We start from the raw sequence: 15,752 nt of genomic DNA, 5'->3' as shown, positions 1-15,752 counted from the left end.
ATCGCAAAATTCGAACCGAGTTGTATTTTGCAGAAAGCACGCCTGTCAAAACAACCTAGTCAAACAGACCGGACCGTGACGTTGTTCGTGGCGGCTCTCCAAAACGTGCCTTGTAGGCAAGAGAGAACCGCCCGGCGTGCCGGTGTCCGGATCTTTCGGCGATTTCTGCAATGGAGAGATTGCCGCCTTCGGACAACAACAGGTGCCTTGCGAAATCCAAACGAACATCCTGCAGCTTTTCCATTGGGCTGCACCCAAGCTCCCGCTTGAACAGGATCTGCAGATTGCGGGGGGTCGTCCCGGCGTACACACAGATATCGAGAAGGCTAAGACCCAGATCAAACCGTTCGTTGATCAGGTTCAGCGCTCTTTTCAGGATCGCGGGCGCAGCCCCCGTTGGCTCGTCAGCTAAAAAATGTGAAACCGTGCTTTGCTGCACTTCAAGCAATGACGAGACCAGAGCTTCTTCCAAGTGCCGCTGCCGCAAATGGTTTGGCTCCACGAAAGCTTCCCCGGTTTCAGCAGCACCAAACAAGCCGCGTAGGCAGTTTGCCCACGTGGCGATTGGCGCATCTTTCAAATTGAGGCCAGGGAGAAACCGAACGGTGTTGATCTCGACACCCGTCATCCGGGCAGCAATCTCGAACATGTAGGACTTCTCTATCTGCAGCAACACCTGCTCGCATCCGGCATACCAACGCATCGTGGTGTTCCGGTCCGGGTTCAAAACCACACCCGTTGATGTCGTCGACCAGACCGAGCGCGTGCCGTTTTGGACGTTGGCCGCACCCGCGATCGGTATCTGGATCAGAAAGAAGTCCGACAATTCTCCTGGGTCGATGGTCACATCGGCTCCATAGCGAATGTAATTCAGGGAAAGCCGGTTGCCGTCGACCCTGTTCTGGCAGGCGTCGAAGCGATCCCCTGAAGACATACGGTCCAGCCGGTGACTGCAAAAGTTGCGTGCAACGATTTCCCGCGCTTCGTCAACGTCAGACGTTTCAAAACACCGGAAATCACGCAAAGGATGTCTGGGCGCGGCATGGAGCATGTCAAAATCATGCCGCCAGCAGGCAAATCATTCAAGCAAATGCGGGCGTCTTCGCGGCATATCGCTGCTCCAGGTCAGATTTTTTCGCAATCTGGATAAAACGATCCGGGGCGCGCGGTTTAGCATTTTCCTGCCAACACATTGCAAAATGGAGGGGAACAAAATGCAAAGCGGACCTGGCATCACACCCACGGACTCGGGCTTGGACGGCGTCAGCTGGAACGTTGTTGGGCATACCTATACGCCCAAGGTCCATAGCGCCAATGCCTTTATCTGGCACGCAGTTGTTCCGGCCGAAACGTTCGTGCCGCCGCATATCCACCCGACGCAGGACGAATGGATCATTATGCTGGATGGAGAATTGCAGATTGAAATGGGCGGCGAGACACATGTCGCGAAGGCCGGTGACACGGTGCGCATGCCCATGGGCGAGGCCCATGGCATCTTCAACCGATCCGGCAAGACGGCAACCTGTGTCTTTGGTGTCGCGCCGGCACGCAAGCTTTTCGACCTTTTTGGTGCCCTCAACGGCGTTACCGATCCACAGGAGCTGGTCAGATTGTCCGCCCTGCACGAGGTCGATTTCCTCCCGCCGCCGGATCAGGCTTGAGCAGGTCCCCGAGCCACAGGAGGAAACCGAGATGACGAAACGCAAAAACGTCGCAATTATTGGCGGCGGCGTGAGCGGCCTTGCCGCGGCAAAGGCCTTCGATGAACGCGGCCACCGGGTGTTCGGCTTTGAGCGAAGCCACGATTTCGGCGGTGTTTGGGAGCTTTCCCGGTCTTATCCCGGTGTTCAGACCCAATCCCCTAAGGATCTCTATCGGTACACCGATCTTGCCATGCCGGACGACTATCCCGAATGGCCGAAAGGACCACAGGTTCATGCCTATCTGCATGCCTATGCCAACAAGCACAAACTGGCGAGACTGTTTCAGCTGAATACGAATGTCCTTGCCATGGATCGCAGGAGGGACGGGCAACCCGGATGGACGCTCACACTCAAGGCCGGCGGTGCTCCACGGACTCAGGACTTTGATTTCGTGACCGTTTGTACCGGACAGTTTTCTGACAAGAACATCCTTACTCATCCCGGCCAGGAGGCTTTCGAAAGCGGAGGCGGAAAGGTCATCCACAGTTCGGAATACACAGACCCGGAAGCGGTGAATGGCAAGAATGTCGTCGTGTTGGGCGGATCGAAATCCGCGACCGACATAGCCGTCAATGCCGCTGCCAACGGGGCAAAGTCGGTGACGCTGGTGTACCGCGAACCCGTCTGGCGTGTGCCGTATTTTGTCGGTGGCATCAATTTCAAACGGCTGCTTTACATGCGCGCCCAGGAAGATCAGTTCAACGGCTGGGGACGATCGCCCCTCGGCAAAGCTCTCTTTACCGCCTTCAAGCCGCTGATCTGGGCAAACTTCCGCGGCCTTGAAACCTTGCTCAAGCTGCAGCTCGGCCTGAAAAAATGGGACATGGTGCCGGATGGACCAATCGAAAAGGATGCCTCCTGTTCGCTTCCCATAGTCACTCCCGGCCTTTTCGAGGGCTTCAAGGACGGGTCGATCAAACCTGTCAGAGGGACATACGAGCGATACGAAGAGGACCATATTGTCCTGACAACGGGTGAAAGAGTGCCCTGCGACCTGTCGATCCTCGCCGTTGGCTGGAAACTCGGCGTTCCCTATCTCGCAAAGGAGTACCAGGAAAAGCTGATAGAGCCTGACGGTCAGTACCGCGTCTACAGGCTGGCGGTGAACCCGGATCTGCCCGACATGGGTTTCGTCGGTTTCAATTCCAGCTTCTGCACGATCCTTTCGGCGGAAATGATTGCGAACTGGCTCGTTCGATATGCCGATGGCAAGCTGGCAAACCAGCCAACGGAAACTGACATGAAAAGGAACATTGAGGAAATGCTTGAGTGGCGCCGAAAGGAACGTCCGGCTGCCAAGGTTTACGGAGGCCTTTGTTCAGCACCCTTTCATTTCCGGCATTTCGATGAGTTGCTGTCGGACATGGGAGCCGCCAAGACCAAACGGTCGAACCCGCTCGCCGAACAGTTTTCCTATCCAAACGCTGACGCCTATGGCGCGTTTCTGGCCAGCACACCGCAATACGCAGCGGAATAAGAAGGTAATGCCAGCCGGCCTGTAAGCCGGGTTCTGTATGGCCCGCTTGCGCGGACGCGACAGCCATTCATCTGGGACACCTGTTGCCAGGGGCCTCTCGCAACCAACCCGGACAACTGGCCTGGAAACCGGCCTGGCCCGGAATAGCTTCCGGGCCGCGTTGTCCCTATTCGGTCTTGCTCCCGGTGGGGTTTACCGTGCCGCCGCTGTTACCAGAGGCGCGGTGGGCTCTTACCTCACCCTTTCACCCTTACCCCGGCACGCCGGGGCGGTTTGCTTTCTGTGGCACTTTCCCTAAGGTCACCCTCGCCGGGTGTTACCCGGCACCGTGTTTCCATGGAGCCCGGACTTTCCTCCCCCGCGGCCTTTCGGCACGTGCGGCAGCGGCTGTCCGGCCGACTGGCGCTAGCGGACTTAAGTGGCTTTCCACTGGAGGTCAAGCAAATGCAATGGCAAAACAAGAACTTCTTGTTTGTGTGCCAACTTGCACGGAGAACCAGATCGAAGTGCGGCTTTTTCGTTGCTTCATTTTCAAACGGATCTGAATTCGAAGAGGACCAAGCGTCATCTCATCGCGCGCTTTTTGGTTGTTCCTGGCGCAACGGCCCGTGAGCTTCTCATTCACGTTTGATTGAACACTACCAAAAACCGCAGAATTCCGGGAATGCTACGCTCGATTTAATTTTTGACTATATAGTACAGAATACCCACATGGCTGTTGCCGGTGTTCGGCGTAGTTGGCGCCCGGCGCCCAAACAGGAGATTCAAATGACTGAATTCACGCTTCACAATCAGGAAACCGCACCTGAAGATAGCCGCCCGCTTCTGGACAATTCTCTGAAAGCCTTCGGCATGATCCCGAACCTTCACGCCGTGATGGCAGAATCCCCGCAGCACCTGGAGGCCTATCAGAAACTTCATGAACTCTTTCAGCAGACAAGCCTTTCCGTTGCCGAGCAAACCGTTGTCTGGATGACGATCAACGTTGAGCACGATTGCCACTATTGTGTCCCGGCGCATACTGCGATCGCCCACATGCAAAAGGTCAATGATGGCGTCATCGAGAGCTTGAGAAACGCCGCTCCGCTTGAAGACGACAAACTCGAGGCGCTGCGACAGTTCACTTTGAAAGTTGTCCGCCAACGCGGTGTTGTTTCCGACGCAGACGTGGACGCGTTTCTGGCAGCCGGATACACCAGACGCCAGGTTCTCGACATCCTGCTTGGCGTTGCCCAGAAAGTCATGTCAAATTACGTAAACCATCTGGCGGACACGCCGATTGACGCACCGTTCCAGAAATTCGACTGGAAACCGGCTGCCGCGGCAGCAGAGTAAGCACGCAAGGCTCTGGCGACCAGGTCGCCAGAGCCCGTCGTGAATGAGGAAAAATGGCAGGACGCCCAAAATCATTCGACATGGACAAGGCCCTTGATGCGTTCGTCGATGTCTTTTGGACGAAGGGCTATCAGGGAACTTCGGTGGACGACCTGCAGGATGCGGCCGGGATCAAGCGCGGCAGTTTTTATGCCGCGTTCGGATGCAAGGACGATGTCTTCGAAGCTGTTCTGGCAAAATACTGGCGGGAAGCCACGGAACTCGGGCTCCGTTCGTTAGAGACGGAAAAGGACCCACTGAAAGCTGTCGCGCAACTGATCCGTCATGTCGGCACATTCATGACCGAAAACACACCACGCGGATGCCTTTTGCTCACGTCTTCGTCGTCTTTGAAATTCAGTGAGGCGGGCAACGACGCCGCTGCGGTGCGAGAGCGCATGAAAACGCTTGAAACCCGCATTATCAACACGCTTACGCGGCAAGATTGTAACGTACAGACCGACAGGGCCCACGAGATTGCGGCGTTCACTCTGTCCAGCCTGCTCGGGCTCAATGCGCTGGCACGCAACGGACAGAACCGGGAAAAAATTCTTGCGGCAGCAGATTACTCCGCGAAATGCGTTGAAGCAGATCCGGGCTGACCGCCTGGTGCCGCCGAGCTTTCGCGGTATGCAGCTGCGTAAAAATACTGCTTTGCACAATCTTCATTTTTCATGTCGCCAATCAGCGGTTAATACCAAGCTCAAGAAATAAGAACCGATCTGACCGTGTTTGAAGGCTGTTCGGCAAGGAGCAGGTTGCAGGGCGATATGGTTTATCGTCCAAAACCTGCGACGCGGCAGAACAGCCTTCAAACCCGACCTTCGGTGGCCTGTTCCGGCTCTCCGGACAGCGTTGCCTTGTTTGAACGGCCAACCAGGCCGTCCTGCACAAAGCGCCTTGCCGGCAAACCGGAACAGCGCCATCAGATAGGTCCTTATTTCTTGAGATTGGTATAACGTCATACCGACACATCGAATTGCGGGGACGCACTGATGAAACAATCAATGACGGCAGGAGACGCTGCCGAGCTTATTCCGGATGGCGCAACACTCCTCATTGGCGGCTTCATGGGTGTTGGATCACCGCACCGGCTGATTGATGCCATTGTGGAGCGAGGGGCGAAAAATCTGACCCTTGTCGCGAACGACACCGCAATGCCCGGCAAGGGCATCGGCAAGCTTGTTACTGCTGGATGCCTTTCCAGGGTGATCGCTTCCCACATTGGCCTCAACCCTGAAACCCAGCAGAAAATGATCTCCGGCGAAATCGACGTTGATCTGGTTCCACAAGGGACACTCGTTGAAAGAATACGGGCCGCCGGGGTTGGCCTTGGCGGCATCCTGACACCAACAGGATTGGGTACCCTGGTTGAGAACGGCAAGCAGATTGTCACTGTCAACGACCAACGTTTTCTCCTTGAAGAACCGATCCATGGCGACTTTGCGCTGATTGCAGCCCATCAGGCAGATTATGTCGGCAACCTGGAGTACTCGCTCACGGCGCATAATTTCAATCCGATCATGGCCCTTGCCGGAAAGACAGTAATTGCCGAGCCGCAGTCGATTGTGCCCGTTGGCGTTATCTCGCCGGACAGTGTCAAAACACCCGGTATTCTCGTCGACCATCTTCTGGAGAGACAGCCTGATGGAAGCTAAAGAAATCATTGCTCGCCGCGTTGCTCAGGAAATAAAGCCCGACACGCTGGTGAACCTCGGCATTGGGCTGCCATCCATGGTTGCCAACTACCTGCCGAAGGAAGTTCACGTCTTTTTCCAGGCCGAAAACGGCGTGATCGGCCTTGGTGCCCGCCCTCCGGAAGGAATGGAAGATCCGGATCTGACGGACGCGGGCGGCGGTTTCGTCACTGCAGTTCCAGGTGCTGCATCGATCGATAGCGCCATGAGCTTCGGTCTGATCCGCGGTGGGCACCTCGACATGACAGTCCTGGGCGGTCTGCAGGTCGACGAGCGCGGATATCTCGCAAACTGGATGGTGCCGGGCAAGATGGTACCCGGGATGGGTGGTGCAATGGACCTCGTCGCCGGCGCAAAGCAGGTGATCGTTGCCATGGTGCATACCGCGAAGGGAAAACCGAAGATCCTGCATGAATGCAGTTTGCCTCTGACTGCCCAGCGCAGGGTGAGTCTTGTTGTGACGGAGATGGCCGTCATTGAGCCGACCGCCGACGGGCTCGTCCTGAAGGAAGCCGGACCGGATACCACGGTCGACGAAATCCTGTCTGCGACGGAGGCAAACCTGATTGTGCGCGGCGACGTGCCTAAAATGCGCATCTAGTCAGACGTCTCTTGTGAAGGTTCCGTCTCCGAGCAATGTCCCCAATCGATCGACTCCTTTGCTGATCTGCTCGGCATTTGCATCGGCAAATCCGATTATCAGCCCGGACCGGCGGTTCTCCCCCTGATAACAATTGCTCAACGGGGAAACGGCAAACCCGTGTATTTGCATGGCAACTGCGAGCGCAATATCGTCAACCGGCTCGCGAAACAGTGCCGCGATCTGAACATTTCCGCTTGGAAGCTCCACCTCAATGCGGTTGCCGAGCCGCTCCATGAGTGTGCGGACGAGGAGCATTCCACGCTCCTCGTAGACTTTCCGGATGTGTTTCATGTGTTTCTGGTAAGCGCCACTGTCCATGAATGTGGCCAGAGCGACCTGAACCTGTACGCTGGCTGCACACCCCATATTGCGCATGAGTTGTTCCAACGGCTCAACCAATTTCGACGGAACGACGCAGTATGCCAGGCGAAGGCCCGGCATCAGGCTTTTCGAAAACGTGCCGAGATAAATCACCTGCCCTTCATCGGCGAGACCATAAAGCGCTGCGACGGGCCGTCCGGAAAACAGAAATTCACTGTCGTAGTCATCTTCAAGAATAACCGCACCGCTCGAACTTGTGACTTCCAGAAGCGACAGCCGTCGCCGGAGCGGCATTCTGTTTCCCAGCGGATACTGATGTGACGGTGTCACGTAAATCAGTTTTGGAAGCTTAGAGGAAGTAGGCATGCGTTCCGCGTCTGCACCAAGTTGGTCTACCGGAAGCGGCCGGATGTTCAGACCTGCGACCTCAAATGCGGTGCGGGCACCCAGATAGCCCGGCTCCTCCAACCACGCATCGTCCCCGGGTTCCGAAAGGGCCAGCGACAAGAGCGACAGACCTGCCTGCATCGAACTGGTGACAAGGATTTGCTCCGGCTGACAACGTACACCGCGTTCCGCGGCAAGATGCCGGGCAAGCTCTGACCTGAGCGCGGGAACGCCTGAGTAGTTCTGATATTGAAGATCGGCACTTCTTTCCATTCGCGCGGCGCGGCGCAGACACCTTCCCCATTCTTCATACGGAAAGCTGTCCAATGCCGGCGCACCTGGTTGCAGCGCGCCCTGCCTGTACGCCCATCCCTCACCGCGCACGTTTCGCGACATTTGCCGGCCGCGTCTCGACAGGCTCAAGGAATTTGAAGGCGACCCAAGTCGGGCAAGACTGCCTTCCGGCGGCAGATCTTCTGTGACCCGGGGCGCAGCTCCGGCCCTGACTGAAATGATGCCTTCGGCCTGCAGAAGATCATAGGCCGCATTCACTGTGTTTCGCGCCACGCTGAGGGACACCGCGAGCCGCCGCGTGGACGGCAGTCTGGTCCCGGACGTCAAAAGCCCAGCACGCACGGCTGCACGGAAGCCGCGATAAATCTGCTCGGCAAGCGGGATTTGACCTGAACGGTCCAGGGTAAGGACACCGTCAGGAATAACTGGTTCTTTCATTTTTTCGAAACCGGACCTTTTGCAAGTCCAGTTTATCGGAGAAACCGGTCAGGACAAGTCTTGCCGTTTCAGGAGAAAACAATGTCCACAATGGAAAAGCGTCAGACCGCGGACAAGCCGGGTTACGCCAAGATCCGCCAAATGAACCGGGGAAGCTACGATCGCACGCTTGCCTATGAGATCCTGGATTCAGGAATGGTCGCCCATTGCGGTTTCATCCATGAAGACCGACCGATGGTGATACCGATGGCCTATGCCAGGATCGACAACCGTCTATATATCCACGGCGCTAGCACGACACGGATCGTCAAGGACAATGCGAAAGGCGTTCCAGCCAGCCTGACCGTAACTCTTCTCGACGGCCTGGTTGTCGCCCGCTCGGCCTTCCATCACTCAATGAACTATCGCTGTGTCATTGTTCACGGCACCGCGCGTTTGGTCGAAGACCGCGATGAACAGATCGAAGCGCTCGCAGCGATAACAGACCACCTGCTGCCGGGCCGCTGGGACGAATGCCGGGACATGATACCGAAGGAACACAAAGCAACGGGCGTCCTCGCGCTGGACATTGAGCACGCGAGCACAAAAGTCAGGACCGGCGGACCGGTCGATGACAAAATGGACCTGGGAACAGACATTTGGGCCGGCGTGGTGCCGATCACGATCGCGCTTGGCCAGCCTTTCAACGCCTATGATGTCTCTGATGAGACCCCGATACCGCAGTCCATTCCGGCGGCCAGACGGAAGTTTGCCTGAGGTAGCAGAAGCTCAAACAAGAAACCCCGCTGTCAATCCAGCGGGGTTTAGCCTTGTAAGTCGGGTCCGGATTACCTGCATACCGGATCAGAGGTGACCGACCTGTCACGCAATCAGCTGGACGCCATGATCCGCTTGACCTTGCTGCAATACCGGCGGCTCACCGGGTTCATGCGCTTGGCATAGTGACCCGCGTTGTAGCGCAGTATCGTGCCGCACAGGTCGCCGTTCGCTTTCTGGTGGGCACCCGCCAGGTATTTCATGCCCCATTCGATGTTGGTTTCAGGATCGTAGAGTGCCTTCGTAGAACCGCGGTAACCGATCCCGCGTGCCGTAGCAGGCTTGATCTGCATCAGACCGACTTCACCCGCGCGCCCGCGCGCCCTCGGGTTGAAGTTGCTTTCAATTTCGACAACGGCTTTGGCGATCTGTACCGGAACCCCGTGCTTTGTTGCCGCCTTGCGGATCAATCTGGCAAATTCGGCTTGTTTCGCCGGTGACTTCCGGGCCTGAACAGTTTTCGATGACGACTGCGCCTTCGATTTTGCGGCTTTTTTAGATTTCGCGTTGACGTTGGCCTTGGTCGCCGTCTTTTTCTTTTTGGAGGCGGTTGATTTGGCTGTCTTGCCCGGCGTTGTTTCCGTCTTTGGCTCTATGACGTGTAAAATGGGGTCAGAGCCTGAACCGACCTGTTCTCGCGACGCGAGAACCTCAGAGTCTTTTTTCATCTTCGCAGGATCGATTACGTGCGGAATTGGATCTGCACCGGAGCTTGCCGCCAAAGCGACGGGTGCGACAGTTGACGTGGCGAAGGCGAAAAGACAAAGCGCCCCAGTAAGTTTCTTGAATGACCGTAACATTCGTCCAGCCCTTTTGGTTTTCGTTGCGGTTGAAATCGGGGCGGAGGAATGCAGGACCGGTGAGACGAAATTTAGCGCAGTCCAATCACGTTTTGTTTCAAATTATGACAGCATTTTACCAGTAATTCAGGCCCAAATTTGTCGAGTTCTTTGCTTTGTGACAAAAACACGCCGGGTTTCCGGCAAATTCCCGACAATGGCGAGAACATATGTGACGCAGTGCAATAGCGCCGGCGCAAAAATGCTGCGCCGCAACAGAACAAAACTGGTCTTCGTTCTAACTTTGGCAGGTCCTAAACAGAAAACGACGGCAATTTCCGCAAGAGCGAATTGAGAGTTTCAATCGTTGAATGGTCTGCAACACCGTCGACCTTGTCTTGCCTGAAATGTCGCTGGAATGCCGTAACAACTTGCTTCGTTTTGGAATCGAACACACCGTTGATGTCGATATCATAGCCGTAAAGCCCGAGCATGGATTGCAGCGCCTCCACGGGCTGTCCACTATCACCTTCCTGCATGAGCAGACCAGCGACAATCGGATGGGGTTCGACGAAAAGTCCGACCCCCGCTTGGGCGAGGTGGTTCCATGGAAACAGTTCGCCCGGATCTTCTTTGCGCTCCGGCGCAATGTCGGAATGCGCAAGTACCATCCAGGGCAGTATGTCGTGGCGCTGGCAGATATCGCGCAGCAACGGCACCAACGCTTCGATCTGTGCGTCCGGAAAGGCCGCATATCCAAACTCGTGTCCAGGGTTGACGATTTCAACGCCTATGGAGCGGGAATTGATGTCCTTTTCCCCTTTCCAGAAGCTGCGGCCGGCATGCCAAGCACGTCGGGCTTCAGGCACACACTGCAAAATGGAACCATCTTCGTAAACCAGATAGTGGGCTGAGACTTCCGAACGAGGGTCGCACAACCGCTGCACGGCCTCTTCAGCAGACCGCATTCCCGTATAATGAATGACAAGCATGTCAATGGGCGCGCCTTGGGCTCTTTCGCCGTGGTTCGGCGAAGGATGGACAGTTGCCTTCACGCCCGTATCAGTTGCAACGCTCATATGCCTCTTTCCGCGCAGATCTTGGCCCAGGCATCATTGAGTGTCGCCAACCGGTCGTTCGCGATTCGCACGAACTCTTCCGGTACTCCTCTGGCAATCAGCCGGTCAGGATGTGTTTCCTGGACTTCACGCCTGTATTGAGCCTTCAGGTCTGAATCACTCGCCTCCGGACCCATCCCGAGAACTTCATAAGGATTTCCATCGCTTCGCACATGCCTTGCCAGAACTTTTGAAAACTCCCGGTCATCCAGCCCGAATACCGCAGCCACTCTCGAAAGATAGCCAATTTCGCTCTCGTGAACGACCCCGTCAGCTTTGGCAATGTGAAACAGACCGTCGAGGATATCGAGAAGCGTTTTCCGGTCATATGGGAAGAGGTCTGCCAGTTTCTTGGCATAAACCTCAAATCCGGCAACGTCTTCCTGTGCCAGATTGAAAAGCCTGGCGACGTTCCGTTCTTCATTGGGAGGAACTTCAAAAAGGTCGCGAAATGCCAGAATTTCATCGGTCGTGACAACGCCGTCCGCTTTCGCCATCTTTGCCGACAGGGCAATCATCGCCACGGTGAAACCGACGGTGCGCGTCCCTTCCGGTCGTGCCAGAACGAGTTGGACAAGCCTGTCGACCATCTGCGCGCCGCCCGATCCGATCGCGCTGACAATACTGCCGATGCTACTCCAGACGCTCAATAAAAGCTCCCGCCGTGACCAAAACCCGTTTCGGTTCGCTTCAAGGGTTCAAGGCGAATCGAAGTCTCCAAAGACTCTTATCGGCAGTCACTACTTTTGACTAGAACCGGGCCCTCATGAAACACACTTTCCTGAAACTACGTCCGATTTTTACTTAGCGGAACGTCGATCACAAAGGCATTGCAGAATTTCCCGATATTCATGATGGTTAAAGGATTTCTGCTTAGGATCGTAAGACACGTGTTTGATGAACGGTACCGAGCCGGATGGCGCTCCCACTCGTAAGAAGCAACATTGTCATATTCTTCATTTCGATGACGCTGGTTCTGATACTGGCGCTTGGCGTTTATGTGAGCAATCGCCTGCTGACACACTGGTTGCTGGTCGGTGCGCTTGAACAGGATTACGTGCATCAGCAAGCCGGCATCCAGGATATTCTGAATTCCTACGCCATTCCGAAGGTCAACGGGCCTGAAAGCACGCTCCAGGGATTGCGCCTGACGCTGCCCCTCACGTCCAATGCCGCTCCGGCCGTCTCGCCCGAAATGATGGTCAAGCTTCATGCTGTCCTGAAGCACAAGTACGCGGACTCCATGATCCTCGATACAGAAGTCGTGTTTCCTGTAACTGCTGTCGAGCAAGATTCGAGTCTGCCAGCCTTCGCGGAAATCGATTGGCTTTCGACAAACAAGATTTCTTCGGTTCGAGCATTGAATCATGCCTGGGCCGCGTTCAATTCGAAAAAACCGCTGTCGGTCATTCCCGACATGACATGGTTCGGTGCCTTTGGAACGACTGCCGTTGTTGTCTACAATCCGGGTCCGTCGGAAGCATTTGCGCCCAGCGCGGTATTGCTTGTCACGCAATCAGAAATTCTCGAAAGCCTGTCCGGATTGATCTGGTCAATCAGCGCCTCGATCAGCGTGCTGTGCCTTATTTCATTTGCGTTCGCCGCAATCCTGCTTTGGATGAGGTTCTACGATCAAGTTCGAACCAACAGCAACATTCAATACCTTGCCCATCATGACACGTTGACGGGCTTGCCTAATCGCGCCGTTTTCAATGCTCGTCTGGCGGGGGCACTCCGCCACGCGCAGGCAAAAGCATCAAATGTTGGCGTAATGCTGATTGACGTCGACAAATTCAAGGAAATCAACGATACGCATGGCCACGGAATAGGCGATGTCTTTCTGCAGATCGTCGGCGAGCGGCTGCAAACCGTGTTCCATAAACACCTGGTGGCACGCCTTTCGGGGGACGAATTTGCTGTGCTGCTCACATCCGTCTCCGATCCGGCGCGCATGACAAGACTTGCAGCAGACATGATTGCCGCGACGACTTCCCCCTGTATCATCGACGGAAGAGAAATTAAGCTGTCCCTTTCCATCGGGCTTGCGCGCGCGACGGACGGATCATGGCGCGTTTCCAGGCTTCTGCATTGCGCCGACCTTGCACTTTACAACGCCAAGCACAGCGGACGTTCAACTTTCTCCTGGTACACGCCGGGTCTGGACGCGGAAGCACAGAAACGCAAGGAAGTCGAAAACGGGTTGGTCAAAGCGCTCAAGCTTGACCAGTTCAAGCTGGTGTACCAGCCCCAGTATACCTTGCGTGACGGCGCTTTGCGCGGCTACGAGGCCCTCGTGCGCTGGGAACATCCTGCCAAGGGTGAAATCAGACCGGATCTCTTCATACCGATAGCGGAGGACTGCGGCCTGATCGACGACATTGGTACGTGGGTTCTGAACAACGCATGCCGCGAGGCAATGCTCTGGGAAGATCAAAGCCGCTGCGTTGCCGTCAACGTTTCAGCAGCTCAGTTCGTTGCCGGCGAGACGCAAAAACGTGTCGCCCAGGCCCTGCAGAACTCCGGACTGGATCCAAGCCGTCTTGAGATCGAGATTACCGAGAGCCTCCTGATCTCAAACACCGACGCCGTGATTGAAACGCTCCGGCAAATACACGACATGGGCGTTTCGATCGCGATGGACGATTTCGGCACGGGATACTCTTCACTCAGTTATCTGAGCCTATTCCCTTTCGACAAAATCAAGATCGACCAGACCTTTGTTCAAAATCTCGGCAAGGATTCCGGTACCGACGCGATCGTGACATCTATCGTCGGACTGGGCCGGTCGTTGAACGTCACGATTACGGCTGAAGGCGTAGAGACGGAAGAACAGGCCATCCTTCTGAGTGCTGCCGGTTGCGACCTCGTACAAGGGTACATGTTCGGTAAACCGGACAAAGTTGAACGGCATGAGGCCGCTTACCCAGTGTTTCCGCAGAACACGTCGGGCGGTTTCTGGTTCCCGCAAAAACGCGGGCAAGGAACACAGAAACCCAAGATCAAGCTTTCACCAAAGCTTGCGCAATTCGCCACGCTTGCTTCAGCTCAACCGTCGTCCGACGAAAAAGCCGGTAGCGTTACAAGCTGACCGACAGCACGAAATTACGCCGTGGGATGCGGCGCTTTTCAGTTCGCTATGTTCAGGCAACCGCATCCCGAGCTGCTAACGACGCGGCGCTATTCTTTTCCCGGGTAGCCTTGCGCTCCGAATACCGGTCGACCAGATAGTCCGAACGGCCACGCACCATGAGCGTGAACTTCACCAATTCCTCGACGACATCCACGACCCGGTCATAGAGCGGTGACGGCTTCATTCTGCCCTCATCGTCAAACTCCAGGTAGGCTTTGGGAACCGAAGACTGGTTTGGGATCGTCACCATACGCATCCATCTGCCAAGAACACGCATCTGGTTGACCGCATTGAAGGATTGCGAGCCGCCTGAAACCTGCAGCAAAGCAAGTGTCTTGCCTTGTGTCGGCCGGATTGCACCGGTGCTCAAAGGTATCCAGTCAATTTGCGACTTCATCACACCTGTCATCGCTCCATGGCGCTCCGGAGAACACCAGACATGGGCTTCCGACCAGGCACACAGATCACGCAACTCCGTGACTTTGGGATGACTTGCGTCCGCGTCGTCTGGCAACGGCAACCCGGATGGATTGAAAACCCTCGTTTCTGCACCGTACGCCTTGAGGAGCCGTTCGGCCTCGAATGCCAGAAAACGGCTATATGAGCGTTCCCGTAAGGATCCGTAAAGCAGCAGCACGCGGGGCGCGTGGGTGATTGGTTCGGCATTGGCTAATTGGGTTTCTGAAACGTTCGAAATGTCCTCGCGGGAAACGTTCGGAAGGTCAGAAAACTGCATTCCAGGATCAGTCATTAGAAACCCCGGACACCACCACCTGCCCGTCTTCTTTTGTGAATGAGCCGATGTCTCCCGGCAGCAGATCCATCACCTTTTCAGAAGGCCGGCAAAGACGGACACCCTTGTCGCTGACAACGATCGGCCGATTGATCAGGATCGGATGTTCCATCATGAAATCGATGAGCTCGTTGTCCGTCCATTTGTCCTCGGCAAGCTGAAGTTCATCATATGGTGTTCCCTTCTGGCGCAACAGATCGCGGACAGAAATGTCCATGAGCGAAATCAGTTCAACAAGCCGTTCCCGACTGGGTGGCGTTTTCAGATATTCGACAACATCGGGTTCAACACCAGCCTCGCGGATCATTGCGAGCGTGTTTCGGGACGTGCCGCATTTCGGATTGTGATAGATCGTGATTGTCATGATTTTCTCGAATTTTCAGGACTTGGTAAGTTGGTCGTATCTTTTTCAGAAAAGCCGCAAATAACGGGATTGCCGCCGCAACAGTCCTCCATCAGGAAGGTCAGCAGATTTTTCATTTGCCCGTAATCAACCGCGTACCGGATATGCCTGCCTTCCCTTTGGGCGGTCAGCAGTCCCGCACGCTCCAATGTTGTCAGATGAAAGGACATCCGCGTCGGCTGGACACTTAGCTTGTCCGCGATGACACCGGAGGGCAGGCCCAGCGGGCCGTAGCTTACAAGTAGCCGGAATGCCGCCAGCCGGTCATCCTGCGCAAGCGCTCCCAACGCGGATACTGCAGTTTCTTGTTCCATATTTCGATACTACAAGAAATTTTGTAGTTTGCAATGCACAAGAAACGCACCATGGCATCAAAGCA

16 protein-coding genes and 1 other RNA gene are annotated in these 15,752 nt (G+C 55.6%); 8 read left to right on the top strand and 9 right to left on the bottom strand.

Annotated features, from left to right (window positions below):
• Window positions 1–55 precede the first annotated feature (55 nt).
• On the bottom strand, window positions 56–1,051 hold the full coding sequence (locus tag Q0915_RS03820; protein ID WP_299473496.1) for a helix-turn-helix domain-containing protein: 996 nt from the start codon (window positions 1,049–1,051) through the stop codon (window positions 56–58).
• 163 nt (window positions 1,052–1,214) lie between these two features.
• On the opposite strand from Q0915_RS03820, the gene Q0915_RS03815 reads away from it, so the two are divergent.
• Window positions 1,215–1,661, top strand: a complete 447-nt coding sequence (locus tag Q0915_RS03815; RefSeq protein WP_299473493.1) for a cupin domain-containing protein — start codon at window positions 1,215–1,217, stop codon at window positions 1,659–1,661.
• Window positions 1,662–1,692: 31 nt separating this feature from the next.
• Complete coding sequence (locus tag Q0915_RS03810) at window positions 1,693–3,180, top strand: NAD(P)/FAD-dependent oxidoreductase (RefSeq protein WP_299473491.1); 1,488 nt, start codon at window positions 1,693–1,695, stop codon at window positions 3,178–3,180.
• A gap of 6 nt (window positions 3,181–3,186) precedes the next feature.
• On the opposite strand, the gene rnpB is transcribed toward Q0915_RS03810, so the two are convergent.
• Window positions 3,187–3,583: RNase P RNA component class A (rnpB, locus tag Q0915_RS03805), an RNA gene on the bottom strand.
• A gap of 365 nt (window positions 3,584–3,948) precedes the next feature.
• Between rnpB and Q0915_RS03800 the strand changes: the two genes are divergently transcribed.
• The 4 genes from Q0915_RS03800 (at window position 3,949) to Q0915_RS03785 (ending at window position 6,852) form a co-directional block, all read left to right on the top strand.
• A complete protein-coding gene (locus Q0915_RS03800) occupies window positions 3,949–4,515 on the top strand; it encodes a carboxymuconolactone decarboxylase family protein (protein ID WP_299473488.1) in 567 nt (188 codons plus the stop codon).
• Between the two features lie 53 nt (window positions 4,516–4,568).
• Window positions 4,569–5,156 carry a TetR/AcrR family transcriptional regulator gene (locus Q0915_RS03795; protein WP_299473485.1) on the top strand — a complete coding sequence of 196 codons (588 nt, stop codon included), beginning with the start codon at window positions 4,569–4,571 and terminating at the stop codon, window positions 5,154–5,156.
• 393 nt (window positions 5,157–5,549) lie between these two features.
• On the top strand, window positions 5,550–6,212 hold the full coding sequence (locus tag Q0915_RS03790) for a 3-oxoacid CoA-transferase subunit A (RefSeq protein ID WP_299473482.1): 663 nt from the start codon (window positions 5,550–5,552) through the stop codon (window positions 6,210–6,212).
• On the top strand, window positions 6,202–6,852 hold the full coding sequence (locus Q0915_RS03785; RefSeq protein WP_299473478.1) for a 3-oxoacid CoA-transferase subunit B: 651 nt from the start codon (window positions 6,202–6,204) through the stop codon (window positions 6,850–6,852). Before Q0915_RS03790 ends, Q0915_RS03785 begins: the two co-directional genes overlap by 11 nt.
• Here Q0915_RS03785 and Q0915_RS03780 read toward each other — a convergent pair whose 3' ends face one another.
• Entirely contained in the window at window positions 6,853–8,334 is a 1,482-nt protein-coding gene (locus tag Q0915_RS03780; RefSeq protein ID WP_299473475.1) for a PLP-dependent aminotransferase family protein, read from the bottom strand.
• 81 nt (window positions 8,335–8,415) lie between these two features.
• Between Q0915_RS03780 and Q0915_RS03775 the strand changes: the two genes are divergently transcribed.
• A complete protein-coding gene (locus tag Q0915_RS03775; RefSeq protein WP_299473472.1) occupies window positions 8,416–9,090 on the top strand; it encodes a pyridoxamine 5'-phosphate oxidase family protein in 675 nt (224 codons plus the stop codon).
• 113 nt (window positions 9,091–9,203) lie between these two features.
• Here the strand turns inward: Q0915_RS03775 and Q0915_RS03770 are convergent, their stop codons facing one another.
• The 3 genes from Q0915_RS03770 to Q0915_RS03760 all read right to left on the bottom strand — a co-directional run bounded on the left by Q0915_RS03770 (window position 9,204) and on the right by Q0915_RS03760 (window position 11,697).
• The gene (locus tag Q0915_RS03770) at window positions 9,204–9,818 is read right to left on the bottom strand and encodes a lytic transglycosylase domain-containing protein (RefSeq protein WP_299473469.1); all 615 of its coding nucleotides are present in this window, start codon (window positions 9,816–9,818) and stop codon (window positions 9,204–9,206) included.
• Window positions 9,819–10,243: 425 nt separating this feature from the next.
• On the bottom strand, window positions 10,244–11,008 hold the full coding sequence (locus Q0915_RS03765) for an N-acetylmuramoyl-L-alanine amidase (RefSeq protein ID WP_299473467.1): 765 nt from the start codon (window positions 11,006–11,008) through the stop codon (window positions 10,244–10,246).
• Complete coding sequence (locus Q0915_RS03760; RefSeq protein ID WP_299473464.1) at window positions 11,005–11,697, bottom strand: DnaJ family molecular chaperone; 693 nt, start codon at window positions 11,695–11,697, stop codon at window positions 11,005–11,007. The genes Q0915_RS03765 and Q0915_RS03760 overlap by 4 nt, the downstream gene beginning before the upstream one ends.
• A gap of 266 nt (window positions 11,698–11,963) precedes the next feature.
• Here Q0915_RS03760 and Q0915_RS03755 point away from each other — a divergent pair, with 266 nt between their 5' ends.
• A complete protein-coding gene (locus Q0915_RS03755) occupies window positions 11,964–14,135 on the top strand; it encodes an EAL domain-containing protein (protein ID WP_299473461.1) in 2,172 nt (723 codons plus the stop codon).
• 52 nt (window positions 14,136–14,187) lie between these two features.
• On the opposite strand, the gene arsH is transcribed toward Q0915_RS03755, so the two are convergent.
• From arsH to Q0915_RS03740, 3 genes are read right to left on the bottom strand one after another with little or no spacing between them, the layout of a single operon-like run.
• On the bottom strand, window positions 14,188–14,928 hold the full coding sequence (gene arsH / locus Q0915_RS03750; protein WP_299473458.1) for an arsenical resistance protein ArsH: 741 nt from the start codon (window positions 14,926–14,928) through the stop codon (window positions 14,188–14,190).
• Window positions 14,921–15,334 (bottom strand): arsenate reductase (glutaredoxin), encoded by a 414-nt coding sequence (gene arsC, locus Q0915_RS03745; protein WP_299473455.1) that lies wholly within the window; start codon window positions 15,332–15,334, stop codon window positions 14,921–14,923. The genes arsH and arsC overlap by 8 nt, the downstream gene beginning before the upstream one ends.
• Window positions 15,331–15,687: a helix-turn-helix domain-containing protein gene (locus Q0915_RS03740; RefSeq protein WP_299473453.1), complete on the bottom strand. Its 357-nt coding sequence runs from the start codon at window positions 15,685–15,687 to the stop codon at window positions 15,331–15,333. Before Q0915_RS03740 ends, arsC begins: the two co-directional genes overlap by 4 nt.
• Window positions 15,688–15,752: the final 65 nt, after the last annotated feature.

The organism is uncultured Roseibium sp., assembly GCF_947494555.1.
Lineage (GTDB): Bacteria > Pseudomonadota > Alphaproteobacteria > Rhizobiales > Stappiaceae > Roseibium.
The sequence above is the reverse complement of the archived record's forward strand: the minus strand, read 5'-3'. Positions and strand labels throughout refer to the sequence as shown.